Below are 22,711 nucleotides of genomic sequence, written 5' to 3'. Positions count from 1 at the left end.
GCCCGCGGTTGCCCGCCCCTTGGCCGCGCGTAGGCATAGTTGCGCCATGGCCTTGACAAAAGCGCCCGATGGTGCTTCAATCTTTCTTCTTGAACGGACATATCAAGGAGAGCCGAATCATGGGTTCCAATTACATGTTTACCAGCGAGTCGGTGACCGAAGGTCATCCCGACAAAGTGGCCGACCAGATCAGCGACGCCATCCTCGACGCCATGCTCACCGACGACCCCGAAAGCCGCGTGGCCTGCGAAACGCTGGTCACCACCGGCATGGCCATCGTCGCCGGCGAGGTGACCACCAAGACCTACGTCGACATACCGCAGATCGTCCGCGGAACCATCCGCGAAATCGGCTATTCCAACTCGTCCATGGGCTTCGACTGGGAAACCTGCGCGGTGATGACCAGCCTGGACAAGCAGTCGCCCGATATCGCCATGGGCGTCGACGCCGACACGGCCATGTTTGGTGAACAGGGCGCCGGCGACCAGGGCCTCATGTTCGGCTACGCCTGCGACGAGACCCCCGAACTGATGCCCATGCCCATCTACTACGCCCACAAGCTGGCCCGCCGCCTGGCCGCCGTGCGCAAAAACGGCTCTCTTGGCTTTCTGCGGCCCGACGGCAAGACCCAGGTCACTATCGAGTACGAAGACGACAGGCCCAAGCGGGTCGAGGCCGTGGTCGTGGCCGCCCAGCACAGCCCCGACGTCAAGCAGGAACGCCTGCGCGAGGCCATCATCGAGGAAGTGGTGCGCAAGATCCTGCCCGCCGAGATGATCGACGGCGACACCAAGATGTTCATCAACACCACCGGCCGCTTCGTGGTCGGCGGCCCCCACGGCGACTGCGGCCTGACCGGGCGCAAGATCATCGTCGACACCTACGGCGGCCAGGGCAGCCACGGCGGCGGCTGCTTCTCGGGCAAGGATCCCTCCAAGGTCGACCGCTCGGGCAGCTATTTCTCGCGCTACGTGGCCAAGAACATCGTCGCCGCCGGCCTGGCCCGCAAGTGCGAGGTGCAGATCGCCTACGCCATTGGCGTGCCCCAACCGGTGTCGATCCTGGTGCACACCTACGGCACCGAGACCGTGGATAACGACCGCATCGTCGCCGCCGTGCGCAAGGTCTTCGACTTCCGCCCGGCCATGATGATCCAAAAACTCCAGCTCAAGCAGCCCATGTATCGCCGCACCGCCGCCTACGGCCACTTTGGCCGCGAGGAAGACGGCGGCTTCACCTGGGAGCGCCGCGACATGGTCGAGGCCCTCAAGGCCGCGGTCTAAGCGCCGCCCGCGTCGTAGAGCAAGACGCCCCGCCCTCTCGCCGAGGGGGCGGGGCTTTTTTGTGGATTGCCGCACGGGAGCATCCCGTCCGTGCGGCGGCCTCTTTTGATGGCGGCCAAACAAAAAGGCGGCCCCAACGGGGGCCGCCGCGCGCCAGGCCAAGCCGGGCGTTAGTAGCGATAAAACTCGCTTTTGAAGGGGCCGTCGACGCCCACGCCGATGTAGGCGGCTTGTTCGGGGCTGAGCTTGGTCAGCCTGGCCCCCAGCTTGCCCAGGTGCAGACGGGCCACTTCCTCGTCGAGTTGCTTGGAGAGGGTGTAGACGCCCACCGCGCGCCGATTTTGCCACAGGTCGATCTGGGCCAGGGTCTGGTTGGTGAAGCTGTTGCTCATCACGAAGCTGGGGTGGCCGGTGGCGCAACCCAGATTGACCAGACGGCCCTCGGCCAACAGATAGATGCAATGGCCGTCGGCAAAGACGTATTTGTCGACCTGGGGCTTGATATTGATCTTTTTGACGCCGGGCCAGGCGTTGAGGCGATCGACCTGGATCTCGTTGTCGAAGTGGCCGATATTGCAGACGATAGCCTGGTCTTTCATGCCGGCCATGTGCTCGGCGGTGATGATGTCGCGGTTGCCGGTGGCGGTGACGTAGATGTCGGCGAAGGGCAAGGCGTCCTCGACGGTGATCACGCGGAAGCCGGCCATCAGGGCCTGCAGGGCGCAGATGGGGTCGATCTCGGTCACCGAGACGCGGGCCTTGTGGGCGGCCAGTGATTCAGCCGAGCCCTTGCCCACGTCGCCGTAGCCGCAGACCAACGCCTGCTTGCCGGCGACCATCACGTCGGTGGCCCGCTTGATGCCGTCGACCAGCGATTCGCGGCAGCCGTAGATATTGTCGAACTTGCTCTTGGTCACCGAGTCGTTGACGTTGATGGCCGGCACCAGCAGTTGGTTTTGTTCGGCCATGTGATAGAGCCGATGCACGCCGGTGGTGGTCTCCTCGGAGACGCCCTTCCAATCGGCCACCACTCCGTGCCAGTGGCGGGGATTTTGGGCCTGCATCCGGCGCAGGACGTCGATGACGCACTTCAATTCTTTGTCGTCGGTGGGCTCATCGAGCAGGGCCGGATTTTTCTCGGCGTAGTAACCCTTGTGGATCAACAACGTGGCGTCGCCGCCGTCGTCGACGACCAGGTTGGGCCCCTGGCCGTCGGGCCAGGTCAGGGCCTGCATGGTGCACCACCAGTATTCCTCGAGCGTCTCGCCCTTCCAGGCGAAAACCGGCACGCCGGCGGCGGCGATGGCCGCGGCGGCGTGATCCTGGGTCGAGAAGATATTGCACGAGGCCCAGCGCACATCGGCGCCCAGAGCCACCAGTGTCTCGATGAGCACCGCCGTCTGGATGGTCATGTGCAGGCTGCCGCTGATCCGCGCGCCGGCCAGCGGTTTTTGTGGGCCATATTTCTCGCGGGTGGCCATGAGGCCGGGCATCTCTTGTTCGGCGATCTCGATTTCCTTGCGGCCCCAATCGGCCAAAGCGATGTCCTTGACCTTGTATGCCAACGGGGCTTCGCCCTTGCGCGCGGCCTCGGCGTTCATTTTTCGTCTCCTGTTGAGGGCTGTTGTCAATCGTTAGATATTATCGCAACAACAGGCTATTTTCAAAAAAATAGCGTCCGCCGCCGGCCGGGCCGCGCTAGGCGTCTTTCAGGCCCAGGGATTTGAGCATGGCTTGCAACTCGCTCAGGTACTGGGCGTCCAACTGACCCATGCGCTCCACTTCGGGGCCGATCTGGCTTTTTTGCATCTGCCCGAGCAGTTCGGCGATCTGTTGGGCCGCATCGGGGTCGGCGGCCACGCCGGCCAGCAGCGCCCCGTACACCGGGCCCATCGATAAAAGCTCGTGGGCCACCCTGGCCCGCAACGACGCCTGGGCGTAGATCTCCAGGGACGCCTTGTGCTTTTCGTCGGCCAGGCGCAACAACTCCACCGCTCGCTGGGCCGCGCCCCGCGACTTGAACCAGGCCAGCGCCGAAAAGCCCGACAACACCACCGCCACGGCCAGGGCCGCCACGCACAGCGCGATGATCAGCGAATAATTCATTTGCCAAAACCAGCTTAGGGTTGAAGCCCGATTGTAGTCGCCTTGGCCGGCCCAAGGCAACCATTGCCTGCCCATCCACGGCGGCGGCCGTTTGGCGCGCCCGCTCCCTGGCCGGCCCCGGCGCGGCGGCCGATCCTTGGCCCCAGCGGCAAGGCCGCCGGAGGGACAAAGTGATCGACTCGCGCCTGCAACCGTTCGCCCAGCGCTACAAGCAAGGATTCTTGTGGGCCGTGGGCTTCACCTTGGCTCAGGAAGGCTGGGCGACCATCAGCCAGCACCAAGCCGACAGCGGCGGCCCCACGCGTTGGGGCATCGCCCGCGCCCATCATCCCGAGGCCTGGCGCTTTGGCCCGCCCAGCCTGGCCCAGGCCCTGGCCATCTATCATCGGCATTACTGGCGGGTGGTCGGTGGTGAGGAACTGCCCGCGCCGCTGGCGGTGACGCTTATGGATTCGGCCGTGCTCCTGGGCCCCGACCGGCCGACGCGCTGGCTGCAAGAGGCCCTGGGCGTGGCCATCGACGGCGTGATCGGCCCGCGCAGCATCGCCTCAGCCAAGGCCCACGCCAACCCCCATGTCCTGGCCGGCGCACTGATCTGGCGACGCATGGCCGCCCACGCCCAACGCGTGGCCGCCAAGCCCGATCAGGCCGTCTTCATCACCGGCTGGACCAGACGCTGCGCGGCGTTGTGGGCCTTTAGCCAAAAAACATGAAAGGAGCCGAAATGCTTGCTTGGATCAAACAGCACAAAAAAATCGTCGCCGCCATCGTCGCCGGCCTGGCCGCCGGGGCCGGCGCGCTGGGCTACGCCTGCCCCGAGCCGTTGGCGCGGCTGTGGGCGCTGATGTTGGAGGGCCTGTGATGACCGTCGGCAAGCGCGCGGCCGGGGCCGCCTTGGCCTTGGCCGCCCTGCTGAGCCTGGGTTGCGCGGGCAAAAGCACCATCACCAGCAAAACCACCCACCCCGATGGCTCCGTGACCGAAACCATCCAGGAACTCACCGACGAGGCGGCCTTTGTCCAGGCCCAGCAAGCGGCGCTCAGGCCCATTCTGCGCCTGACGGCCAGCGACCCCGACAAGTCAATCGAGCTGAAAAACATCCGTGAGATGGAGGTTTACGGCGGCGGAGGCAGCCAAATTCAGCAATATCACCATCCCGGCTGGGATGTGTTGAAAACGGCCTTTGGCGTGGCCGGCACGGTGGCCGGCGTCTATGTGGCCGGCGAAAGCGCCGTCAGGCTGGTGGGCGCGGTGGGCGCGGCGGGCGGTTCGACCATCACGGGCAGCTTCAACGCCAGCGGCGATCAATCCGGGACAATCCACGCCCCCGGCCAGGCGAGCGCGGCCACCATCAGTCCCAGCGACCGCCACGACACCACCAGCAGCGACTCCCACGACAGCCAGGCCCTCTCCGCACCGTGAGCGCGGCCGGTCACAACCTCACGCGCAGCCCGTCAAAGGCGGCGAAGCCCTGGCAGCTCAAACCGGCCTCGGCCAAAACCTGGCTGATGGTGGCCTGCCATGATTCTTGGTCCTGGGGGATGGCGTGGGGCTGGCCGTCGGGCCGGCAAAGAGGCTGGGCCGGCGCGCGCCGCTTGATGGCGGCGTTGCCGGCCTGGTCGCCGGGGGTGACGTCCTGGCAAGTGAAATGCACAAAATAGACCCGCCCCGGCGTCCAACGTCGCAACATGGGCAGGGCCGCCTGCAGGCTGAGGTGATTGGCCAGGTTGACCGCCGGCTCGTTGAGAAAGGCGCACTGGCAGACCAACACGTCCAGGCCGGCAAAGGCGTCGGGGTCGTCCTGGGGCCGCAGCATGTCGCCGGTGTAGCCCAGGCGTAGCGAGCGCCCGTCCTGGCGCAAATCGAAGACAAAGCCCAGCGCGCCCTTGGGAAAGGGCCCGTGATCGACCTTGATCGGCGTGCAGGCCAGTTCCGGGCCCATGGGCGCGCCCTCCAGGGCCTGGCCGGGCCGGCAGAGGCGTTTTTCCAACAGGCTGGGCAGCAGGTAGCCGAAGCGCTGTTCGACCGCGGCCCAGGTCGCCTCGCTGGCGTAGGTGGGGATGGGCCGCCACTGGTCCTTGGCCACCGCCCGCCGGAAGCACAGCAGATCGTCCAGGCCCAGGAAGTGATCGCCGTGTTCGTGGCTGATCAGCACGGCGTCGGGCCGGGGCAGGTCGTTGGCCATCAGCTGGGCCCGCAGATCCGGGCCGGGGTCGATCAACACGCCGCCGGCGGCCGTCGACAGCCAGAGGCCGGCCCGGCCGCGATGCTGGCCCAGGGCGCGCATGCGCCGGCAGGTGGCGCAGGGGCAGGCGTGTTCGGGCAGGCCCCAGGCCCCGCCGGTGCCCAGAAAACAAAGCTCCATGGCGTGCTCCGTCGTGGTTGGTCCAAGGCGCATGCGCCCTTCACCCCGAACTTAGCACATCCCGGCCCTGGGCTGAAGGGCCGCGCCGCGCCCGGCGTCAACTTTAAGCCGCGCCGGACCGCGCCGGCGCGCGGCAATATAATTATCTGCCAGATATGGACAATCGTGCCGGCGGAATTATATTTTAGTGGCGAGGTCAAACGATTTTTATTAGCGCGCGGCCGGCTGAAGCGGCCGGTCGATGGGTGAAGGACATGGACGAACTCTACACCACGCGCCTGTTGGCCGTGGGCAAGGCCCTGCAAGAAGCCCTGGCCTGGCGGCGGCCGCTGGAGATCGCCAACGGCAAGGGCCGGCCGGCCGGCGTGTTGATGCCCCTGTGGGATGACGGCCAGGCCGTGCAGATGATCTTTACCAAGCGCAGTTCCGAGCTGCCCCAGCACGCCGGCCAGGTGTCTTTTCCCGGCGGCATGTCCGAACGTGGCGACCGCGACCTGGCCCACACCGCCCTGCGCGAGACCAACGAGGAGATCGGCGTGCCCATGGACCAGATCAAGGTCCTCTCGCGCTTGGATCAACTCCAGACCATCACCGGCTTCGTGGTCACGCCGTTTTTGGGGCTGGTGGCCTCGGGGGCGACGTTTCAGGTCAACCCGGTGGAGGTCGACCGCCTGCTGCTGGCCCCCCTGGCCAAGGTTCTCGACCGCAATAACTACCGCCAGATGGAGGTGGACTGGGACGGCATGAAGTTCTGCCAGATGGCCTTGCCCCACGACGGCGACGTGATCTGGGGAGCCACCTTCCGCATGCTGCAAAACTTCGTCGAGAGCCTGGGCGGCCGGGTGGAGGCGATCATCGCCGCCGCCGGGGGTCGGGCGTAAAAAGAGGTGGACAGGGCCGGCGGCCTGGTGTACTAATACCCGCTGTCGGGACGTGGCTCAGCCTGGTAGAGCACTGCGTTCGGGACGCAGGGGTCGCTGGTTCAAATCCAGTCGTCCCGACCATAACCCGAAAAAGCCCCATGGGGTCGGCCATCCAGTTTTGGATGGCCTTTTTTTTGAAGCACGCGCCGGCCCTGGCCACGCCACGGCTTGGCTGTTGACATTGCCTAAATAACATACTAATATAACGCTAGTTTTTTTGGCCAAGCCCCTCAGCGGAGAACGAATATGAAGGGCGAAGATATCGACCGCAAAGGTTTTTCCAAACGGCTGCGTGGTTACTCCCCCCAGGAGGTCGACGCGTTCATCAGCCAGGTCGGCGAGTTCGCGCGGGGCCTGGAAAGTCAGTTGGCCCAGGCGCAGGGCGAGTTGGCCGAGGCCCGCGCCGAGTTGAAAGACCTGCGCGCCCGTGATCACACCCTGGAGGCAGCGCTGAATCAAGCCCGCGAAATGGCTGATGAAATCAAGGCCAATGCCGAGCGCGAAAGCCAGCTTCTGGTGGCCGAGGCCGAACTCCAGGCCGAAAAGATCCTCAGCCAGGCCCACAACCGCCTGGCCCAGATCCATGACGACATCGGCGAGCTCAAGCGCCAGCGCGTGCAGTTCGAGGTGCGCCTGCGCTCGCTGGTCGAGGCTCACATGAAGCTTTTGGACGTGGAGCTGGACCGCGACCGCGAACTGGCCGACCTGGAAGACAAGATCAAGATTCTGCGCAGCCCCGCCAGCAAATAGCCGGCCCTCCCGATGCTCCAAATCAAAGACGAAAACGGCGGGCTCAGCTTCGCCGTGCGGGTCAGCCCGCGCGCCAGCCGTGACCAGTTGGCCGGCGAGGAAGGCGGCGCGCTGAAGGTGCGCCTGTGCGCCCCGCCGGTGGACGGCCAGGCCAACGAGGCCCTCTTGCGCCTGGTGGCCAAGGCCCTGAGCCTTCCCCGCCGTGACGTCAGCCTGGCCTCGGGGCCGCGCTCACGGCAAAAGCGCTTGCTGGTCAAGGGCTTGGGCCGCGAGCAACTGCTGGCGAGGCTGGGCCTGTGAGCCCGCGGGCCTGGTTGCCGGCGGCGCTGATCTGGCTGCTGGCGGCGGCTTGGCCCGCCGTTGGCGCGGCGGCCGACATCACCGTCCAGGCCGACAACGCCCGCCTGGCCCAACACACCCGCCAAAGCGTCGCGCAACTGGCCCCGCGCCTGGCCCAATGGACCGGGGCCAGCCCGCGACGCATCGTCGTCAGCGTCATCGCCGACAACGACGCCTTTGCCCGGCGCATGGAGCAACTGGGCGCGCCGGCCTGGGCCGACGGCCTGGCCCTGCCCCTGCGCGGCGAGATCGTCATCAAGTCGCCGGCCCTGCTGGGCGGGGCCGAACAATTCGATCACGTGCTGGCCCACGAGTTGATGCATTTGCATCTGGCGCCGGCCATGGGCGGCCGTCGGTTGCCTCTGTGGCTGGAGGAAGGCCTGGCCATGATCCTCTCGGGCGAGACGGCCTGGGGCCGCGCGCCGACCATGGCCGGCGGCGTGCTGGCCGACCAGTTGCCGCCCCTGGGCGCGCTGGCCGAAGGCTTTCCGGCCGAGGAGGGCGCGGCGGCCCTGGCCTATGCCCAGTCGTATTATTTCGTCAGTTGGTTTCTTAACAACCACGGCGACGCGGCCTTGCGCCAGGTGTTGGCCGGCCTGGCCCATGGCCTGGAGCCCAGCGCGGCGTTCATGGTCGCCTGCGGCCGCTCGCTGGCCGGGCTGGAAAAACAATTTCGCCAAGACATGGCGGAGCGTTTTTCGTGGCTGGCCCTGTTGACCGCCGGCGGCACGCTGTGGGCGCTGTTTTCGTTGTTGGCGGGGGCTGGTCTGGTCTGGCGGCGCAGGCGGCAAAAGGCGCGCCGCCAAGGCATGGATGAAAGCCACTGGCGGGCATTGCACGGCCCTGGCGGCCGTTGCTGGCCGCCGCCGGAGCCGCGGGCCGACGTCCTGGGCGAGGCCGGGCAAAACGCGTCCCGGCCGCCAGGCGGCGGCGTTGACGATCAGGCGCTGTAGGCCAAGGGCATCGTCTCCAGCGATTCATCGAAAAAGCGGTGGGCCTGGCTTTGCTCACGGGCGGCGGCGCACTCGAAGTGCAGGGCGCAGTGAACCAAGCAGATCACGTCTTCGCGGTCGAAGTGACCGAAGCAACTGACGCGGTCCTCCATGTCCCCTGCTTCCAGTCTGTTGGCCAAATGCATATTCCTTAGGCTGATGGTCAGTTGATAAACACTCGTCGATAGTGGCGCATGTTGTTGAGGGCGATGCCCGCGCCCATGACGACCGAGGTCAGCGGATCGTCGGCCACGTGGACCTTCATCTTCAGTTCCTTGGACAAAAGCTTGTCCAGGCCCCGGATCAACGCCCCGCCCCCGGCCAAAACCAGGCCCTGCTCGGCCACGTCGGCGGCCAACTCGGGCGGCGTTTTTTCAAAGGCGCGGCGCACGCTGTCGATGATCACCGAAACAGGCTCGGACATGGCCTCGCGAATCTCGGCGTCGTTGACGGTGACCATCTTGGGGATGCCCTGGACCACATCCTTGCCGTTGATGTCCATGGTCAGGGGGTTATCCAGGGCAAACGCCGAACCTATGTTTATTTTTATCTGCTCGGCGGTGTTTTCGCCAATCTGCATCTGATATTTTTTCTGGACATAGCGCATCACCGCCTCGTTGGCCTCATCGCCGGCCACGCGCACCGACTCGGAGTAGACCGTCGAATACATGGCGATAACCGCCACCTCGGTGGTGCCGCCGCCGATGTCGATGATCATCGAGCCCCTGGGCTCGCCGATGGGCAGGTTGGCCCCGATGGCCGCGGCCATGGGCTCCTCGATGAGGAAAACGTCACGGGCCCCGGCCTGCTCGGCGCTCTCGATGACCGCCCGTTTCTCGACTTGGGTCACGCCGCTGGGCACGCCGATGAGCATGCGCGGCCGCACCAGCCCGGCCATGGAGCGCACCTGGGTGACAAACTCCTTGATCATGATGCGCGTCATGTCGAAGTCGGCGATGACGCCATCGCGCAATGGCCGCGAGGCGATGATCGATGGGTTGGTGCGGCCCAGGTATTCCTTGGCCATGTGGCCCACGGCCACGGTCTTGCCCGTGCCGCGCTGCACCGCCACCACCGAAGGCTCGTTAAGCACCACGCCCTGGCCCTTGATGAAGATCAGGGTGTTGGCCGTGCCCAGGTCCATGGCCATGTCTTTGGCGAACAAGCCGATCAATTTGTCAAACAGCATGGCGCTCCCTCATCACGAAAGCCCGCCCGGCGTCGGGCCAACGCCCTGGCACAGGCCACAGTGTTCGATGGTGGCCGCCACGCGGTGGCCGGCCAATTGCAAAGCCCGCAGTTCTTCCTCGTCGACCACGCGCTCGGTGGAGCCGGCAAAGGCCCACACGCCGATCAAGCGCTTCCACGAGATGAGCGGAACTCCCAAAAATGCATTGTAACCCCTGATCTGCTCGTCTGGCGACACAAGATACGACTTTCCCTTGAGCGGCTTGAGCTTGTTGTGGCACAGGGGGTTGGCCTTGCGCATGACCAGGCCGATCAGCCCCTGCGAGACGGGAAAGGATCGCCCGCGCAGGGTGCTCAGCGACGGCCCGTCCACGGCCTCGACGGTGAACTGACGCCGCCCAGGGTGCAGCAGGCAGAGCAGGCCCATGGGCAGCCCGGTGTAGCGGCGGCCGGCGTCCAGAACGGCGCGGTAAAACTCCCGCGCCTCGCCCAGGGTCAACGAAGCGTTTTCCACCTCGTAGAGCAGATCGAGGATGCGGCCATACATGGCCTCGCGGCAGCACACGTCGTGGTGCAGCATCATGTTGGCGAAAAATTTGGCGAAATCACGCACGGTCTTTTTCTCGCGTTCGCCAAAGACCGGGCGGCTCTTGATGTCGACCGCCAGCACGCCAAAGTCGCTCACCGGCATGACCAAAAGGGCCTTGATGTCTTCGTCGTCGGCGTAGATGCCCGTGGCGTCGGAACTGACCCGGTGGCGGTCGACGTCGATGATCTGGCCGTGCTTGGCCGCGTAACCCACCAGGCCCTCGCCCGGCTTGATCATCTCGTCGTGGCGGAATGATTTGCCCAGCGAGTGCCAGGCCACCGCCCGCAGGCCCTCCTCGCCGGGCTGCCTGACGAAAAGCGCCGCCGTGAAAGCCTCGACGATGTCGGCCAAAAGCTCAATGGCGTCGGAAAGCTCGCGCCGCGAATCCATCAATGCGCTGGTCTTTCGCGCCTAGCGACCGATGTCGCGGCAGAAATTGGCGTAGGAACGATCATAGCTGGCCTCGCCCTCGGCCGAAAAGAAGCATCCGGGGATCTGCCCCGCCTTGCGGTGGTAGCTCACGCATTGACAGCATAACCCTGTTTTGTCGCAAGAGCCATAGCTGCAAGTGCATTGGGCCAGATTGGCCTTATAATTGGGGCAGGCGTCTTTCATCTTTTGAAGGTCGGCCATGGCGCGCCTCGCGTCGAAACTTGATGGTTAAAAAATCTAATTGTGGCGAAATGAGCACAAGTTGCGCTGAACCACTCTATATAGGACGACAATTTGTGTCAACCACAGAATAATGGGGCAAAACGCCAAAAATGACGTTCGCGCCCCTCACCCCCAAAACAAGGCTCGCCCACCCATGCCCGAACTGCCCGAAGTCGAATGCGTGCGCCGCACCCTGGAGCCGGCCGTGCTGGGCCGCGCCATCGTGGCCGTGCAGATCAACTACGCCAAAGCCGTCTTGCCCGACGCCCGGGCCTTTGCCGACGGCCTGGGCGGCAAAAGCATAACCGCCACCGCCCGCCACGGCAAGCTCTTGATCCTGGGCCTGGACCAGGGCGCGTTTATGACCATCCACCTGCGCATGACCGGCCAGGTCATCGTGGCCGACCAGGCCCCCCAGGCCGATCACATCCACGCGCGCATCGATCTCGATGACGGCCAGAGCCTGTTTTACCGCGACATGCGCAAGTTCGGCCGGCTCAACTATTGCCCCGACGCCCAGGCCCTGCAAAACGGACCTCTGGCCAACATGGGCCCCGACGCCCTGGAGTTGGAGGCCGAGGCCTTCGCCACCCTGGTCGGCGCGCGGGGCGGCAAGCTCAAAAACGTGCTCCTCGACCAGCGCGTGCTGGCCGGGGTCGGCAACATCTACGCCGACGAGAGCCTGCACCGCGCCGGGCTCTCGCCCTTGGCCGACCCCCGCGCCCTGAGCGCTGACGACCTGGACCGCCTGCACCGGGCCCTGCGCCAGACCCTCCTGGAAGCGCTGGAGCAAGGCGGCAGCAGCGTGCGCAATTTCATGGACGCCCATGGCCGCGCCGGAACCTTCCAGCACAGCCACCGCGTCTATCGCCGGACCGGCCAGCCCTGCCCGGTCTGCGGCCAACCCGTCGAGCGCATCGTCGTGGCCGGCCGGGGGACACATTTCTGCCCCGCCTGCCAGGAAAAGTGCTAGGCTGAGCCATGATGAACTTTTGGGGGAGCATCATGCGTCACTGCACTCGCGCCCTGCTGGCGGCGCTGTTGACCCTGACCGTCTGGCTTCCGGCCCAGGCCCAGCCCCAGACATCGAGCGGTCAACTGGTCTACGTGCCGGCCTATTCGCACATCTACCACGGCGACAAACCAAACGAATTTCTGCTGACCATCACCATCAGCGTGCGCAACGCCGACCCCTGGCGGCCTCTGGAGCTGACGATGCTCGAATATCGCGGCTCCGACGGGCGGGTGCTCAAGTCGTTCCTCGACAAGCCGCTTTCCATCGCGCCGCTGGCCGCCACGCGTTTCGTGGTGGCCGAGAGCGACGCCCACGGCGGTTCGGGGGCCTGCTTCCTGGTGCGTTGGCGCGCCGGCCAGCCGATCAACCAGCCGGTGATCCAGGCGGTGATGATCGGCGCGCGAGCCAATCAGGGCATCAGCTTCATCTGCGAAGGCCAACCCCTGGTCGAAGCCAAGTAGCATTTACGTTGACAGGGCCGCTGGCCTTGCCTTATAAACAGAACGAGCGTTCGATTTATTGTCTGGCAGACCGATCGGACGCGGCGGCCGGGCGGCAGCCCATCATCGCCCGATCATCTCCGTGGCTGACCCCGCGCCGGGCCATTAGCCCAGCAGGAGGGACCAATGAGCGACGAGCAGACGGCGTGTAGTTATTGCGCCAAAAAGAAGTGCTTTTTCGGCGACTTTTCCACCGCCCCGCCCGACTGCCCCACCATCACCAGGCAAGCCGAGCTGGAGTATTCGCGCCAAAAGCTGGCCGAGCCCGAAAACCAGCGCATGGCCCAGGACGTGGCCCGCACCTGGAAGGACTATGGCCGACTGACCAGGGTCGAGGAAACGGTGCTTTACGCCAGGCTGCGCGGTTTCAAGAAGCTGGGCGTGGCTTTTTGCGTGGGGCTCTCCGAGGAGGCCGAGAAGTTCACCAACCTGCTGCGCAACGAGGGCTTCGAGGTGGCCTCGGCCTGTTGCATGTTCGGCGGCTTCAGCTCCGACGACGTGGATCTGCCCGTGGAGGACAAGGCCTTTGGCGGCGGCCGCCAGCCCATGTGCAACCCCATCGGCCAAGCCCGTCTGCTCGACGAGGCCGGCTGCGAACTCAACATCATCCTGGGCCTGTGCGTGGGCGACGACACCCTGTTCATCAAGCATTCCCAAGCGCCGGTGACGGTCTTGGCCGTCAAGGACCGCGTGCTGGCCCACAATCCCCTGGGGGCGCTCTACACCGCCCGCAACATCTACACCCGCCTGAAGGTCAAGCGGCCCAAGACCGACAAGCCCTAGGGCGGCGCAGGAGGCGATCATGGCCAAGATGAACGAAAAGATCCGCAAGATGTTCCAAGGCCTGGTGACCGTGGTGCTGGCCACCGCCGACAAAAACGGCGCGCCCAACGCCGTGCCGGTCAACGCCAAGGCCGCCCTCGACGACGAAACCATCGTCATCTCCGACCAGTTTTTCAACAAGACCCTGGCCAACGTCAAGGAAAACCCCCAGGTCAGCGTCAGCTTCTGGGAGGGCATGAACGGCTATCAGCTAAAGGGCAAGGCCCAGATCGTGACCGAGGGCCCTGTCTACGAAACCATGGCCGCCGCCGTCAAGGCCAAGGGCGAAGAGCGGGGCATCGTGCTGCGCTCCAAGGGCGTGTTGGTCATCAAGATCGACGACATTTTCTACACCACCCCCGGACCGAAGGCCGGCCAGCGGGTCGAATAGCCGCCGCCAGCCTTTTCGTTTGAGCCAAGCGCCGCGCCCGGCCGCCCCCACGGCGGCCGGGTCGGGGCTTCATGCGCCGACGGCCGGCCTGGCCCCAGCGGGCCGACGGCGAGGGCCGCCAAACCCAAACCCGACCACGGCGCCAACGCCTGGTCGCTGAAAGGCGCTCTTCATGGCCGAACAAAGCCAAACCCGCACAGTATTCAAGACCTGTCCGCTCTGCGAGGCCACCTGCGGCCTAGCCATCACCCTGCAAGGCGACCAAGTCACCCACGTCACCGGCGACAAGCTAGACGTCTTTTCCAAGGGCTATCTGTGCCCCAAGGGCGCCTCCATCGCCCAGTTGCACAACGACCCCGACCGCCTGCGCCGGCCGCTCATGCGCATCGACGGCCAACTGCGCGAGGTCTCGTGGCCCGAGGCCTTCCAGGCCGTGGAGCAAGGCCTGGGCCGGGTCATCGCCGAACACGGCCGCGACGCCGTGGCCGTCTATCTGGGCAACCCCAACTCGCACACCATGGCCGGCAACCTGTTCATGCGGCCCATGCTCAAGGCCCTGGCCAGCAAAAACATCTTCTCGGCCAGCAGCGTCGACCAACTGCCCAAGCACGTCAGTTGCGGGCTGATGTTCGGCAGCCCCGCCACCATCCCCGTGCCCGACATCGAGCGCACCGACTATCTGCTGATGCTGGGGGCCAACCCCTTGGAGTCCAACGGCAGCCTCTGCACCGCGCCGGACTTTCCCGGCCGCCTGCGCGCCCTGCGCCAGCGCGGGGCCAAGCTGGTGGTCATCGACCCCCGCCGCACCCGCACCGCCGAACTGGCCGACGAGCATTTTTTCATCCGGCCTGGGACCGACGCCCTGCTGCTGATGGCCATGGTCAACAGCCTGTTCGCGCAGAACCTGGCCGACCCCGGCCCCATGGCCCAGCACGTCAACGGCCTGGACGATCTGCGCGAACTATCCCGGCCTTTCACGCCCCAGGCCGTGGCCGGGCCTTGCGGCCTCGCCGCCGCCGACATCCAGCGCCTGGCCCGCGAGCTGGCCCAGGCCCCCAGCGCCGTGGTCTACGGTCGCATGGGCGCCAGCACCCAGGAGTTTGGCGCGCTGGCCAACTGGCTCATCGACGCCATCAACGTGCTAATCGGCTCCTTTGACCGGCCCGGCGGGGCCATGTTCCCCACGCCGGCCCATCTGCCGCCCCGTTTCAAGGCCGGCGGCAAGGGCTGGAGCATGGGCCGTTGGACCAGCCCGGCCACCGGCGCGCCCGAGGTCATCGGCGAGTTTCCCGTGGCCACCCTGGCCCAGACCATCGAGGCCCAGGGCGCGGGCGCGGCCAGGGCCCTGATCACCATCGCCGGCAACCCTGCCCTGACCTGCCCCAACAGCCAGCGCCTGGACAAGGCTCTGGCCTCGTTGGATTTTCTGGTCTGCGTCGATTTCTACCTCAACGAGACCGCCCGCCACGCCGACGTGATTCTGCCGCCGTGCGGCCCGCTGTCCACGGCCCAATACGACATTGTCTTCTACGGCTTTGCCGTGCACAACGTGGCCAACTTCTCGCCGCCGGTCATCGCCCCCGGCCCCGACGAGCTGGACAAGTGGCGGATCATGCTCAAGCTGGCCCTGATTTTGGCCGGCCAAGGCGCGGCGGCCGATCCGCTGACCTTGGAACAAATGATCATCGAGGGCGCGCTGAACCAGGCCATCCAGGCCAAGGGCTCGCCCCTGGCCGGTCGCCAGCCCGCCGAATTGCTGGCCCAGTTGCATGGCGGCCCCGGCCCCGGCCGCTTGCTGGACCTGATGCTGCGCACCGGCGCATATGGCGACTGGTTTGGCCTGAACCCCCAGGGCCTGAGCCTGGACGTGCTGCTGGCCAATCCCCACGGCGTGGACCTGGGGCCGCTCAAGCCCGGCGTGCCCAATGTCTTGCGCACGCCCTCGGCCAAGATCGAACTGGCCCCCTCCCCCTTGGCCGCCGACGTGGACCGCCTGGCCCAGGCCATGGAGCGCCCGCCGGCCGGGACGCTCTTGGTGGGCCGCCGGAACCTGCGCTCCAACAACTCGTGGATGCACAACATCCCGCCCCTGGTGGCCGGCAAGGGCCGCTGCACCCTGCTGGTCCATCCCCAGGACGCCGCGGCCCTGGGCCTGGAGGACGGGAAAACCGCCGTGATCGCCAGCCGGGTGGGCAGCCTGCAAATGACCGTGGAGCTGAGTGAAGCGCTCATGCCCGGCGTGGTCTGCGCGCCCCACGGCTGGGGCCACCACGCCGCCGGGGCCAGGCTGTCGGTGGCCGCCGCCAACCCCGGCGTCAACAGCAACGTCCTCACCGACGACCAACTGCTCGACCGACTCTCGGGCAACTGCGTGCTAAACGGCATCCCCGTGACGATCCAGCCGGCGGCCTGAGCCGCGCCAAAAAACCGACGGCCCGGCCCCTCGCGCTGGAGGGGTCGGGCCGCGTCTTTTCTTCGGGCGCGGATTACTCCGCCGGCTCCGCTCCGGCCGCCGCCGCATCGCGGGCCACCTTGGCGGCCTGTTCGGACTTTTGCTGCTGGGTGAGTAGCGTGCTGATCTGGGCGGCGCGCTCGGGCTCCAGGCTGGCCATGACCTTGCCGGCGGTGCGGCTGTTCATCCGCCGGAAGATCTCCACCGACATGTCCAGGTCCAGCTTGCTGATCACGTCGGCCGCCGGCTGGGGCCGCATGTTGCCCAGCACCTTGACCAGTTGCTCGATGCGCTCCTGGCGGGCCTTGTTCTGTTGGTCGATGAGCCCTTCCAGGGCGGTCTGGACCTTTTGCAACTCGACGATGCGGCCGTTGACCTCCTCGCGCAGCTTTTGCAATTCCTTGCGCTCTTGTTGCAGGCGCTCTTCCTCCAGGGCCAGCTTTTTCTTTTTCTGGTCCAGCAGCTCGATCAGGCGCGGGTCATAGTTGGCCGGCTGGCTGGGCGGCGGCGCGGCCGGCTCCTGGGCCCCTTCGGCCGGGGGTTGGCCCTCCGGGGCCGGTTCTTGCGCGGCCTCCTGGGCGGCCGGCGCCGGCTGGGCCGCCTCCTGGGCGGCCACGGGCTGGGCCACCGGCGGCAGCCCAGGCCCACCCACGAAAAGCGCCCCGATCAGGGCCGCGGCCTTGAGGGCCAGGCCCACGACAAGGATTTTGCCCAAAAGCCCAAGTTTCATCGGTCGGCCTTCCCCAAGAAGCCGCGCACGGCGGCCTCGTCCATGGCGATGCGTTCTTGCCGGCGTTCCTCGGCCAGATAGTCTTGCAGATGCCGCTCGCGCAGAATATCCATGGCCTTGCGGTCGCGGGTGGCCTCCAGGAGCTTTTGCCGGGCGATCTCGGTCTCGGCCTTCAAAAGCTCCAGTTGCGAGCCGGCGCGCATCTGGTGCAGGCGCAGGGTCGTGGCGTAATCGCCGGCCAGGGCGAACTCCTGGGCCGAAATGCCTTGAGCGCCCCGCCGGGCCAGTTCCTGGCGGTTGCGCGTCATTTCGCCGGCGATCCACTCCAACTGCCGTTGGCAGGCCAGTTGCTTTTGCAGGCGCGTGGCCATCTCGCCCTGGGCCTTTTCTTCCAGATGCTTGCGGTGATCCAGCACCGATTGTAACCGAAAACGGAAGGCCATGGCTACTTCTGGGCCATCAGTTGGACCAGTTCGCGGCGGCTGGCGGTGATGTCGACGCCTTTTTCCACGGGCTGGGTCAGAAACTTGTTGATGCGCTCCATCATGCGGATGGCCCGGTCGATTACCGGGTTGGAGCCATCGGCGTAGGCCCCGATGTTGATCAGATCCTCGTTGCGGCGATAGGCGGCCAGCAACTCGGTGAGCCGGCGCGCGGCGGTGGTCACCTCGGGCGGATTGATGTCGCGGGCCAAACGGCTGATGGAGCCCAACAGCTCGATGGCCGGGTAGTGGCCACGGTCGGCCAGGGCCCGGGTCAACACGAAGTGGCCGTCGAGGATCGAGCGCATGGCGTCGGCCACCGGCTCGGTGACGTCGTCGCCCTCGACCAAAACGGTGTAGATGCCAGTGATCGAGCCGCCGCCCTCGCTGGTGCCGGCCCGCTCCAGCAGGCGCGGCAATTGGGCGAAAACGCTTGGCGTGTAGCCCTTGGTGGTGGGCGGCTCGCCGATGCTCAGGCCCACCTCGCGGCCGGCCATGGCGAAACGGGTCACCGAGTCCATCATCAAGATGACGTCGCGGCTCTGGTCGCGGAAATACTCGGCCACGGCCGTGGCCAGATAGGCCGCGCGCATGCGCACCAGGGCCGGCTGATCGCTGGTGGCCACGATGACCACGCTGCGGGCCAGGCCTTCGGGGCCAAGATCGCGCTCGATGAATTCGCGCAGCTCGCGGCCGCGCTCGCCCACCAGGCCGATGACGCTGATGTCGGCCTGGGTGTGGCGGGCGATCATGCTCATCAGGGTGGATTTGCCCACGCCCGAGCCGGCGAAGATGCCGATGCGCTGGCCCTTGCCCAGGGTCAGCAGGGCGTTGATGACCTTTACCCCCACGTCCACCGGCTGGCTGATGCGCGGCCGGCCCATGGCCGAGGGCGCCTGGCGATAGAGCGGATATAATTGATCCCACTCGGGCATGGGCCCGCCGTCGACGGGGTTGCCCAGGCCGTCGAGCACGCGGCCCAGCAGGGCCTGGCCCACCTTGACCAGGCCCGCGCCGCCGGCGCTGGAGACCAGGCAGCCCGGCCGCAGGCCGCGAGTGTCGGCGTAGGGCATGATCTGCACGCCCTGGCCCTTGAAGCCCACCACCTCGCCCAGCACCGGGCCTTCATCCAGATGCAGAAAAACGCTGGCCCCCACGGGCAACTCCAGGCCCCGCACCTCGGCCACCAGGCCCACCACCTGGCTGACGCGGCCCAAAACGGTCAGCGGCTGACAGGCCCGCAGTTGGTCGCAATAGCGGCCCAGGGAAGGCGCGCCCATCACCAGTCCTCGCCAGGATCGCCGGCGGCGGCCCAGTCGGCGGCTGGCGCGGCCGGCGGCTGGTCGGCCAGGCCGGCCAAGTCCAGGGGCGGGCCCTGGCGCAGGGTCTGCTCCAACTGGGCCAGGATGGCCTGGCGGCGGGTTTGCAGGGTGGCGTCGACCATGGTTTCGGGGCTTTCGACCAGGCAATCGCCGGGGCGCAGATCGTCGCGGACGTTCAAGTCAACCTGGGCCAGGCTGGCGATGGCGTCGAGCAACTGGGGCCGAAACTCGCGCAGGGTCTCGGCGTCGGCGGCGCTGCAATGGATGGTCAGGCGTTCCGACTCGCCGATTTGGGCCACGGCCCGGCCGACCACCTGGCGCAGCAGTTTGGCCGGCATGGCGTCAACGCTCAGGAACACGCCGTCCACCGCCGCCTGGACCAGGGCCACGATCTCGCGCTCCATGTGGGCCAGCACGTTGGCCTTGGCCCTGGCCAGGGCCGTGGCCGCGGCCTCCAGGTTGCTCATGGCCGCCTCGATGCGCGCCTGACTGGCGGCGTGGCCTTCCTGCTGGCCCTGCTTGTAGCCCTCCTCGTAGGCCTGGGCCCGGATGCGCTCGACGTCTTTCTTGGCCTGGGCCACCTGGGCGTTGGCCTCGTCGACCATCTGTTTGGCCTGACGCTGGGCCCGCTCGCGGGGGTCTTCCTCGGGTTGGCCCAGGTTGAGCGGCTCGAACTGACCGGGGTGAAAGGCCGTGTCCCCGGCCGGCCGGGGAGCCGGTTTGCGGCCGGCCTGGAACTCGCCCAGGCTGAAATCGCGCACTTGGCTATCGGACTCGGCCTTAGACAAGGACGTCCTCCCCGCCCTTGCCGCCGATGGCGATCTTGCCTTCTTTTTCCAGGCGACGGGCGATCTGGATGATCTTTTGCTGCGACTGCTCCACCTCCGACAGCCGCACCGGGCCCATCACCTCCAGGTCTTCCTGGATCATGGCCGCGGCGCGTTCGCTGACGTTGCCCAGAATCTTGGCGCGCAGATCCTCGCTGGAGGTCTTGAGGGCCACGGTGAGATCCTCGTTGCGCACCTCCTTGAGCAGGGTGCGGATGCCCCGGTCGTCGACGTTGATCAGATCCTCGAAGACGAACATGAGTTGGCGGATCTTTTCGGCCATCTCGGGGTCGTCTTCCTCCAGGCGGCCGAAGATGTGCTCCTCGGTGGCCTTGTCGACGTTGTTGAGAAGCTCGGCCACGGCCTCGACGCCGCCGAGTTGCTTGGCCTCGGCGCCCTCGGTGCTGACGATCTCGCGCTGCAGCACGGCGTCGATCTCCTCGATGATGCCCGGCGGGATCACATCCAGGTTGCTGATGCGCAGCACCACGTCGTACTGCAGGTTTTCGGGGAACTCGCGCAGCACTTCGGCGGCCTTCATCTGCGGCAGGTGCGAGAGGATCACGGCGATGGTCTGGGGGTGTTCGCTCTTGATGAAGCTGGCCAGGGTCTTGCTGTCGACGGTCTTGACCCGCTCGAAGGGCACCGGCTCGATGGAGCGCTCCATGTCGGCGATGATGTCGCGGGCGGCGTCCTCGCCCATGGCCAGGGCCAAGGCGCGCTGGGCGGTCTTGCTGCCGCCGACCAGCGGTCCCGAGTCGCCGCGAAGCTTTTCCAGAAACTCCATCAGCACCGCGTCGACCACCTTGGCGTCGACCTGGTTGAGCTTGCTCATGGCCAGGCCGACCTGACGAATCTCCTCCTCGTCCATCTGCTTGAAGATCTCGGCCGCGAACTGCTCGCCCAGCGAAGCCAGGACGATGGCTGTTTTCTGCACGCCGGTCAGTTTGTCTCCCACGGCCATTGTCGATCTCCTCGGATGCTATTCGGTCTCGTGGATCCAGCCCCTGAGGGCGGCGGTGGCCCGTTCCGGGTCTTGCTGGGCCACCAGCAGGATCTGGTCGCGCACGCCGATCTTGCGGCTCATGGCCGATTCGGCCAGGGCGGCGGCCTGTTCGTCCATGCCGCCGCCGGGCAGCTCCTCGCCGGGGCCCACGCGGCGGGTGGCGGCGGCCAACTCGCTGCGGGCGTTGACGTAGCGCGAGGCCATCTTCAGCGCCGGGCGGATCACCAGCAGGAAGAACAGCAGGGCCAGGATGATGTTGAGCGCCGGCTTGCCCCACTGCTTGAGATAATCTTCCCACGTCATCACGCCCATGTCATCGGTTCCGACGGGCAGTTGGAAGGGAATGTTGGCCAGGGTGACCTGATCGCCGCGCTGGGCGTCGTAGCCCACGGCCCGGCGCACCAGTTCGGTGAGCTGCTGCATCTCCTCGGCGCTGCGCGGGGCGAAGGAACGGGTGGTGTTGCCCTCGGCGTCGGCGGCGTCCTTGTAGGGCCCGTCGATCATCACGGCCACGGTCAGACGCTGCAGGCCGCCGATGGCCTTCTGCACCTGCTTCTGGGTGCGGCTGATCTCGTAGTTGGTGGTCTCGTTTTCGGTGTCGGTCTTGCTCTGGTTCTGACCTTCCTCGGGATTGGCGTTGGCCTCGGCCAGGGTGAAGCGCTGATCGGGCGAGCCGATGGGCATGTTGCCGCTGTTGATGCTCTTGTCGCTGGCCCTGGTCTCGGAGCGCACGGCCACCTGGTCGGGGTCGAAAAGATCCTGGGTGGTGGAGGTGCGGGTGAAATCGATGTCGGCGTTGACGCGCACCACCGCCCGGCCCGGCCCCAGCACCTCCTCGAGCATGGACTGCACCTTGGCCACGAAGCCGCGCTCCAGGTTCTTCTGGTAATCGAGCTGGCTGGCGGTGAGGGCGGCCGGGAAATCGGCGGTGTCGACGTCCTTGCGATAGAGCAGGTTGCCGTTTGTGTCGACGATGGTCACGCGGTCGTCGGTCAGGTCGGGCACCGAGCCGGCCACCAAGTGGACCACGCCGGCGATCTGGCCGGCGCTGAGGCTCTGGCCGCGGGCCAGGCGCACCACCACCGCGGCGCTGGGCTTCTTTTCGTCCTCGACAAACAGCGACTCGCGGGGCAAAACGATGTGCACCCGGGCGTCCTCGACCTCGCCGAAGCTGCTGATCGTCCGGGCCAGTTCACCCTGCAAGGCCCGCTGATAATTGATGCGCTGCACGAAATCGGTGGCGCCCATCTGCACTTCGTTGAACACCTCGAAACCCACGCCGGCCGTGCCTCGGGGCAAGCCGGCGCTGGCCAGGGTCAGGCGCGCCTCGTAGACGCTCTCCTCGGGCACCAGGATGGTCGTGCCGCCAGACTCCAGCTTGTAGTCGAGCTTCATGTCCTTGAGCTGGTTGACCACCTGCGAGGCGTCCTGCTGCGAAAGCCCGGAAAAGAGCGTCTGATAGTCGGGCTGGTTCAGCCACAGGAAGACGGCCACCAGGCTGGCGGCGGCCAGGGCGGCCAGGCCCAGCATGGCCACCTTGCGGCCGGTGGGCATATCGCGGATGATGCCGGCCACCCCGCCGCTTTGGGGCGATGCGCCCTCGTCGTCGATGCGCGCGGCGGCGGTTTCGGGGCTTTTCTTGGGCGTATTGTCGGCCATGGCTGTCGGTCCCCTCGGGCTAGAAATTCATCCGCCAGATTTCCTGGTAGGCGCCGATCATCTTGCCGCGCACGCCCATGAGCATGCGAAAGGCGATGTCGGCCTTTTCCACGTCGATCATGGTCTGGTGCAGGGTCTTGCGGCTGCCGGTGGCCAGGTCCTGCACCGAGTTTTCGGCTGTCTGGTGCATCTGTTCCACCTCGTTGACAGCCTGCTTGAGGGTGTCGGCGAAGCCGCCCTGGGCCTTGGGATCCTGGAAGCCGGGCGTGCCGGTAACCATGCCGACGAGGGGTTTGATCGGGCCGACGCTCATGAC

General features: G+C 66.4%; 27 protein-coding genes and 1 tRNA gene. 14 read left to right on the top strand and 14 right to left on the bottom strand.

The window, feature by feature from the left end:
• Positions 1-119 precede the first annotated feature (119 nt).
• A complete protein-coding gene (gene metK, locus DEBA_RS04700; RefSeq protein ID WP_013257761.1) occupies positions 120-1,283 on the top strand; it encodes a methionine adenosyltransferase in 1,164 nt (387 codons plus the stop codon).
• A gap of 170 nt (positions 1,284-1,453) precedes the next feature.
• On the opposite strand, the gene ahcY is transcribed toward metK, so the two are convergent.
• Both ahcY and DEBA_RS04690 read right to left on the bottom strand, forming a co-directional pair.
• A complete protein-coding gene (gene ahcY / locus DEBA_RS04695; RefSeq protein WP_013257760.1) occupies positions 1,454-2,884 on the bottom strand; it encodes an adenosylhomocysteinase in 1,431 nt (476 codons plus the stop codon).
• A 97-nt stretch (positions 2,885-2,981) separates the two neighbouring features.
• Entirely contained in the window at positions 2,982-3,389 is a 408-nt protein-coding gene (locus DEBA_RS04690; protein WP_013257759.1) for a hypothetical protein, read from the bottom strand.
• Between the two features lie 170 nt (positions 3,390-3,559).
• On the opposite strand from DEBA_RS04690, the gene DEBA_RS16815 reads away from it, so the two are divergent.
• Genes DEBA_RS16815 through DEBA_RS04680 form a run of 3 tightly spaced genes read left to right on the top strand, consistent with a single transcriptional unit; the run spans position 3,560 to position 4,811 of the window.
• Entirely contained in the window at positions 3,560-4,102 is a 543-nt protein-coding gene (locus DEBA_RS16815) for a glycoside hydrolase family 108 protein (protein ID WP_013257758.1), read from the top strand.
• Between the two features lie 11 nt (positions 4,103-4,113).
• Complete coding sequence (locus DEBA_RS18320; protein WP_013257757.1) at positions 4,114-4,251, top strand: hypothetical protein; 138 nt, start codon at positions 4,114-4,116, stop codon at positions 4,249-4,251.
• Positions 4,251-4,811, top strand: a complete 561-nt coding sequence (locus DEBA_RS04680) for a hypothetical protein (protein ID WP_013257756.1) — start codon at positions 4,251-4,253, stop codon at positions 4,809-4,811. The genes DEBA_RS18320 and DEBA_RS04680 overlap by 1 nt, the downstream gene beginning before the upstream one ends.
• A 10-nt stretch (positions 4,812-4,821) precedes the next feature.
• Here DEBA_RS04680 and DEBA_RS16810 read toward each other — a convergent pair whose 3' ends face one another.
• Positions 4,822-5,754, bottom strand: coding sequence for an MBL fold metallo-hydrolase (locus tag DEBA_RS16810; protein ID WP_013257755.1), 933 nt, complete (start codon positions 5,752-5,754; stop codon positions 4,822-4,824).
• A 254-nt stretch (positions 5,755-6,008) separates the two neighbouring features.
• On the opposite strand from DEBA_RS16810, the gene DEBA_RS04670 reads away from it, so the two are divergent.
• The 5 genes from DEBA_RS04670 (at position 6,009) to DEBA_RS04650 (ending at position 8,719) form a co-directional block, all read left to right on the top strand.
• Positions 6,009-6,635, top strand: a complete 627-nt coding sequence (locus tag DEBA_RS04670; RefSeq protein ID WP_013257754.1) for an NUDIX hydrolase — start codon at positions 6,009-6,011, stop codon at positions 6,633-6,635.
• Positions 6,636-6,681: 46 nt separating this feature from the next.
• Positions 6,682-6,758: transfer RNA gene (locus tag DEBA_RS04665), tRNA-Pro, on the top strand.
• Between the two features lie 165 nt (positions 6,759-6,923).
• Complete coding sequence (locus tag DEBA_RS04660) at positions 6,924-7,427, top strand: DivIVA domain-containing protein (protein WP_013257753.1); 504 nt, start codon at positions 6,924-6,926, stop codon at positions 7,425-7,427.
• A 12-nt stretch (positions 7,428-7,439) separates the two neighbouring features.
• Positions 7,440-7,727 carry a DUF167 domain-containing protein gene (locus DEBA_RS04655; RefSeq protein ID WP_013257752.1) on the top strand — a complete coding sequence of 96 codons (288 nt, stop codon included), beginning with the start codon at positions 7,440-7,442 and terminating at the stop codon, positions 7,725-7,727.
• Positions 7,724-8,719, top strand: a complete 996-nt coding sequence (locus DEBA_RS04650) for a peptidase MA family metallohydrolase (protein WP_013257751.1) — start codon at positions 7,724-7,726, stop codon at positions 8,717-8,719. The genes DEBA_RS04655 and DEBA_RS04650 overlap by 4 nt, the downstream gene beginning before the upstream one ends.
• On the opposite strand, the gene DEBA_RS18040 is transcribed toward DEBA_RS04650, so the two are convergent.
• The 4 genes from DEBA_RS18040 to DEBA_RS04635 are packed head-to-tail and all read right to left on the bottom strand — an operon-like array spanning position 8,707 to position 11,168.
• The gene (locus DEBA_RS18040; RefSeq protein ID WP_148227784.1) at positions 8,707-8,898 is read right to left on the bottom strand and encodes a hypothetical protein; all 192 of its coding nucleotides are present in this window, start codon (positions 8,896-8,898) and stop codon (positions 8,707-8,709) included. The two genes, DEBA_RS04650 and DEBA_RS18040, sit on opposite strands and share 13 nt — an antisense overlap.
• A 23-nt stretch (positions 8,899-8,921) precedes the next feature.
• Positions 8,922-9,947, bottom strand: coding sequence for a rod shape-determining protein (mreB, locus tag DEBA_RS04645; RefSeq protein ID WP_013257749.1), 1,026 nt, complete (start codon positions 9,945-9,947; stop codon positions 8,922-8,924).
• A gap of 12 nt (positions 9,948-9,959) precedes the next feature.
• The gene (locus DEBA_RS04640; protein WP_013257748.1) at positions 9,960-10,925 is read right to left on the bottom strand and encodes a GAF domain-containing protein; all 966 of its coding nucleotides are present in this window, start codon (positions 10,923-10,925) and stop codon (positions 9,960-9,962) included.
• A 21-nt stretch (positions 10,926-10,946) separates the two neighbouring features.
• Positions 10,947-11,168, bottom strand: coding sequence for a DUF6485 family protein (locus DEBA_RS04635; RefSeq protein ID WP_013257747.1), 222 nt, complete (start codon positions 11,166-11,168; stop codon positions 10,947-10,949).
• Between the two features lie 175 nt (positions 11,169-11,343).
• On the opposite strand from DEBA_RS04635, the gene mutM reads away from it, so the two are divergent.
• From mutM to DEBA_RS04610, 5 genes are all read left to right on the top strand, one after another.
• Positions 11,344-12,162 (top strand): bifunctional DNA-formamidopyrimidine glycosylase/DNA-(apurinic or apyrimidinic site) lyase, encoded by an 819-nt coding sequence (gene mutM / locus DEBA_RS04630; RefSeq protein WP_013257746.1) that lies wholly within the window; start codon positions 11,344-11,346, stop codon positions 12,160-12,162.
• Positions 12,163-12,194: 32 nt separating this feature from the next.
• Positions 12,195-12,665: a DUF3124 domain-containing protein gene (locus tag DEBA_RS04625; protein ID WP_043815189.1), complete on the top strand. Its 471-nt coding sequence runs from the start codon at positions 12,195-12,197 to the stop codon at positions 12,663-12,665.
• A gap of 165 nt (positions 12,666-12,830) precedes the next feature.
• Positions 12,831-13,487, top strand: coding sequence for a DUF1847 domain-containing protein (locus DEBA_RS04620; RefSeq protein WP_013257744.1), 657 nt, complete (start codon positions 12,831-12,833; stop codon positions 13,485-13,487).
• Between the two features lie 19 nt (positions 13,488-13,506).
• Positions 13,507-13,917, top strand: a complete 411-nt coding sequence (locus DEBA_RS04615) for a pyridoxamine 5'-phosphate oxidase family protein (RefSeq protein WP_013257743.1) — start codon at positions 13,507-13,509, stop codon at positions 13,915-13,917.
• A gap of 172 nt (positions 13,918-14,089) precedes the next feature.
• Entirely contained in the window at positions 14,090-16,330 is a 2,241-nt protein-coding gene (locus DEBA_RS04610) for a molybdopterin-dependent oxidoreductase (RefSeq protein ID WP_013257742.1), read from the top strand.
• A gap of 73 nt (positions 16,331-16,403) precedes the next feature.
• On the opposite strand, the gene DEBA_RS04605 is transcribed toward DEBA_RS04610, so the two are convergent.
• Genes DEBA_RS04605 through fliE form a run of 7 tightly spaced genes read right to left on the bottom strand, consistent with a single transcriptional unit; the run spans position 16,404 to position 22,708 of the window.
• Positions 16,404-17,099, bottom strand: coding sequence for a MotE family protein (locus tag DEBA_RS04605; RefSeq protein ID WP_013257741.1), 696 nt, complete (start codon positions 17,097-17,099; stop codon positions 16,404-16,406).
• Positions 17,096-17,542, bottom strand: coding sequence for a flagellar export protein FliJ (gene fliJ / locus DEBA_RS04600; RefSeq protein ID WP_013257740.1), 447 nt, complete (start codon positions 17,540-17,542; stop codon positions 17,096-17,098). Before fliJ ends, DEBA_RS04605 begins: the two co-directional genes overlap by 4 nt.
• Before the next feature lie 2 nt (positions 17,543-17,544).
• Complete coding sequence (locus DEBA_RS04595; RefSeq protein WP_013257739.1) at positions 17,545-18,861, bottom strand: FliI/YscN family ATPase; 1,317 nt, start codon at positions 18,859-18,861, stop codon at positions 17,545-17,547.
• Entirely contained in the window at positions 18,861-19,691 is an 831-nt protein-coding gene (locus DEBA_RS04590; protein WP_013257738.1) for a FliH/SctL family protein, read from the bottom strand. The genes DEBA_RS04595 and DEBA_RS04590 overlap by 1 nt, the downstream gene beginning before the upstream one ends.
• A complete protein-coding gene (fliG, locus tag DEBA_RS04585; RefSeq protein ID WP_013257737.1) occupies positions 19,684-20,694 on the bottom strand; it encodes a flagellar motor switch protein FliG in 1,011 nt (336 codons plus the stop codon). Before fliG ends, DEBA_RS04590 begins: the two co-directional genes overlap by 8 nt.
• Positions 20,695-20,712: 18 nt before the next feature.
• Entirely contained in the window at positions 20,713-22,395 is a 1,683-nt protein-coding gene (gene fliF, locus DEBA_RS04580) for a flagellar basal-body MS-ring/collar protein FliF (protein WP_013257736.1), read from the bottom strand.
• Between the two features lie 19 nt (positions 22,396-22,414).
• The gene (fliE, locus tag DEBA_RS04575) at positions 22,415-22,708 is read right to left on the bottom strand and encodes a flagellar hook-basal body complex protein FliE (protein WP_013257735.1); all 294 of its coding nucleotides are present in this window, start codon (positions 22,706-22,708) and stop codon (positions 22,415-22,417) included.
• Between the last annotated feature and the right edge of the window lie 3 nt (positions 22,709-22,711).

It is taken from the genome of Desulfarculus baarsii DSM 2075, from assembly GCF_000143965.1.
Classification (GTDB): Bacteria; Desulfobacterota; Desulfarculia; order Desulfarculales; family Desulfarculaceae; genus Desulfarculus; species Desulfarculus baarsii.
The sequence above is the reverse complement of the archived record's forward strand: the minus strand, read 5'-3'. Positions and strand labels throughout refer to the sequence as shown.

Coding starts and splice junctions, on each gene's coding strand:
- metK (WP_013257761.1), top strand. CDS start 120: ATGGGTTCCAATTACATGTTTACCAGCGAGTCGGTGACCGAAGGTCAT.
- ahcY (WP_013257760.1), bottom strand. CDS start 2,884: ATGAACGCCGAGGCCGCGCGCAAGGGCGAAGCCCCGTTGGCATACAAG.
- DEBA_RS04690 (WP_013257759.1), bottom strand. CDS start 3,389: ATGAATTATTCGCTGATCATCGCGCTGTGCGTGGCGGCCCTGGCCGTG.
- DEBA_RS18320 (WP_013257757.1), top strand. CDS start 4,114: ATGCTTGCTTGGATCAAACAGCACAAAAAAATCGTCGCCGCCATCGTC.
- DEBA_RS04680 (WP_013257756.1), top strand. CDS start 4,251: ATGACCGTCGGCAAGCGCGCGGCCGGGGCCGCCTTGGCCTTGGCCGCC.
- DEBA_RS16810 (WP_013257755.1), bottom strand. CDS start 5,754: ATGGAGCTTTGTTTTCTGGGCACCGGCGGGGCCTGGGGCCTGCCCGAA.
- DEBA_RS04670 (WP_013257754.1), top strand. CDS start 6,009: ATGGACGAACTCTACACCACGCGCCTGTTGGCCGTGGGCAAGGCCCTG.
- DEBA_RS04660 (WP_013257753.1), top strand. CDS start 6,924: ATGAAGGGCGAAGATATCGACCGCAAAGGTTTTTCCAAACGGCTGCGT.
- DEBA_RS04655 (WP_013257752.1), top strand. CDS start 7,440: ATGCTCCAAATCAAAGACGAAAACGGCGGGCTCAGCTTCGCCGTGCGG.
- mreB (WP_013257749.1), bottom strand. CDS start 9,947: ATGCTGTTTGACAAATTGATCGGCTTGTTCGCCAAAGACATGGCCATG.
- DEBA_RS04640 (WP_013257748.1), bottom strand. CDS start 10,925: ATGGATTCGCGGCGCGAGCTTTCCGACGCCATTGAGCTTTTGGCCGAC.
- DEBA_RS04635 (WP_013257747.1), bottom strand. CDS start 11,168: ATGGCCGACCTTCAAAAGATGAAAGACGCCTGCCCCAATTATAAGGCC.
- mutM (WP_013257746.1), top strand. CDS start 11,344: ATGCCCGAACTGCCCGAAGTCGAATGCGTGCGCCGCACCCTGGAGCCG.
- DEBA_RS04625 (WP_043815189.1), top strand. CDS start 12,195: ATGCGTCACTGCACTCGCGCCCTGCTGGCGGCGCTGTTGACCCTGACC.
- DEBA_RS04620 (WP_013257744.1), top strand. CDS start 12,831: ATGAGCGACGAGCAGACGGCGTGTAGTTATTGCGCCAAAAAGAAGTGC.
- DEBA_RS04615 (WP_013257743.1), top strand. CDS start 13,507: ATGGCCAAGATGAACGAAAAGATCCGCAAGATGTTCCAAGGCCTGGTG.
- DEBA_RS04610 (WP_013257742.1), top strand. CDS start 14,090: ATGGCCGAACAAAGCCAAACCCGCACAGTATTCAAGACCTGTCCGCTC.
- DEBA_RS04605 (WP_013257741.1), bottom strand. CDS start 17,099: ATGAAACTTGGGCTTTTGGGCAAAATCCTTGTCGTGGGCCTGGCCCTC.
- fliJ (WP_013257740.1), bottom strand. CDS start 17,542: ATGGCCTTCCGTTTTCGGTTACAATCGGTGCTGGATCACCGCAAGCAT.
- DEBA_RS04595 (WP_013257739.1), bottom strand. CDS start 18,861: ATGGGCGCGCCTTCCCTGGGCCGCTATTGCGACCAACTGCGGGCCTGT.
- fliG (WP_013257737.1), bottom strand. CDS start 20,694: ATGGCCGTGGGAGACAAACTGACCGGCGTGCAGAAAACAGCCATCGTC.
- fliF (WP_013257736.1), bottom strand. CDS start 22,395: ATGGCCGACAATACGCCCAAGAAAAGCCCCGAAACCGCCGCCGCGCGC.
- fliE (WP_013257735.1), bottom strand. CDS start 22,708: ATGAGCGTCGGCCCGATCAAACCCCTCGTCGGCATGGTTACCGGCACG.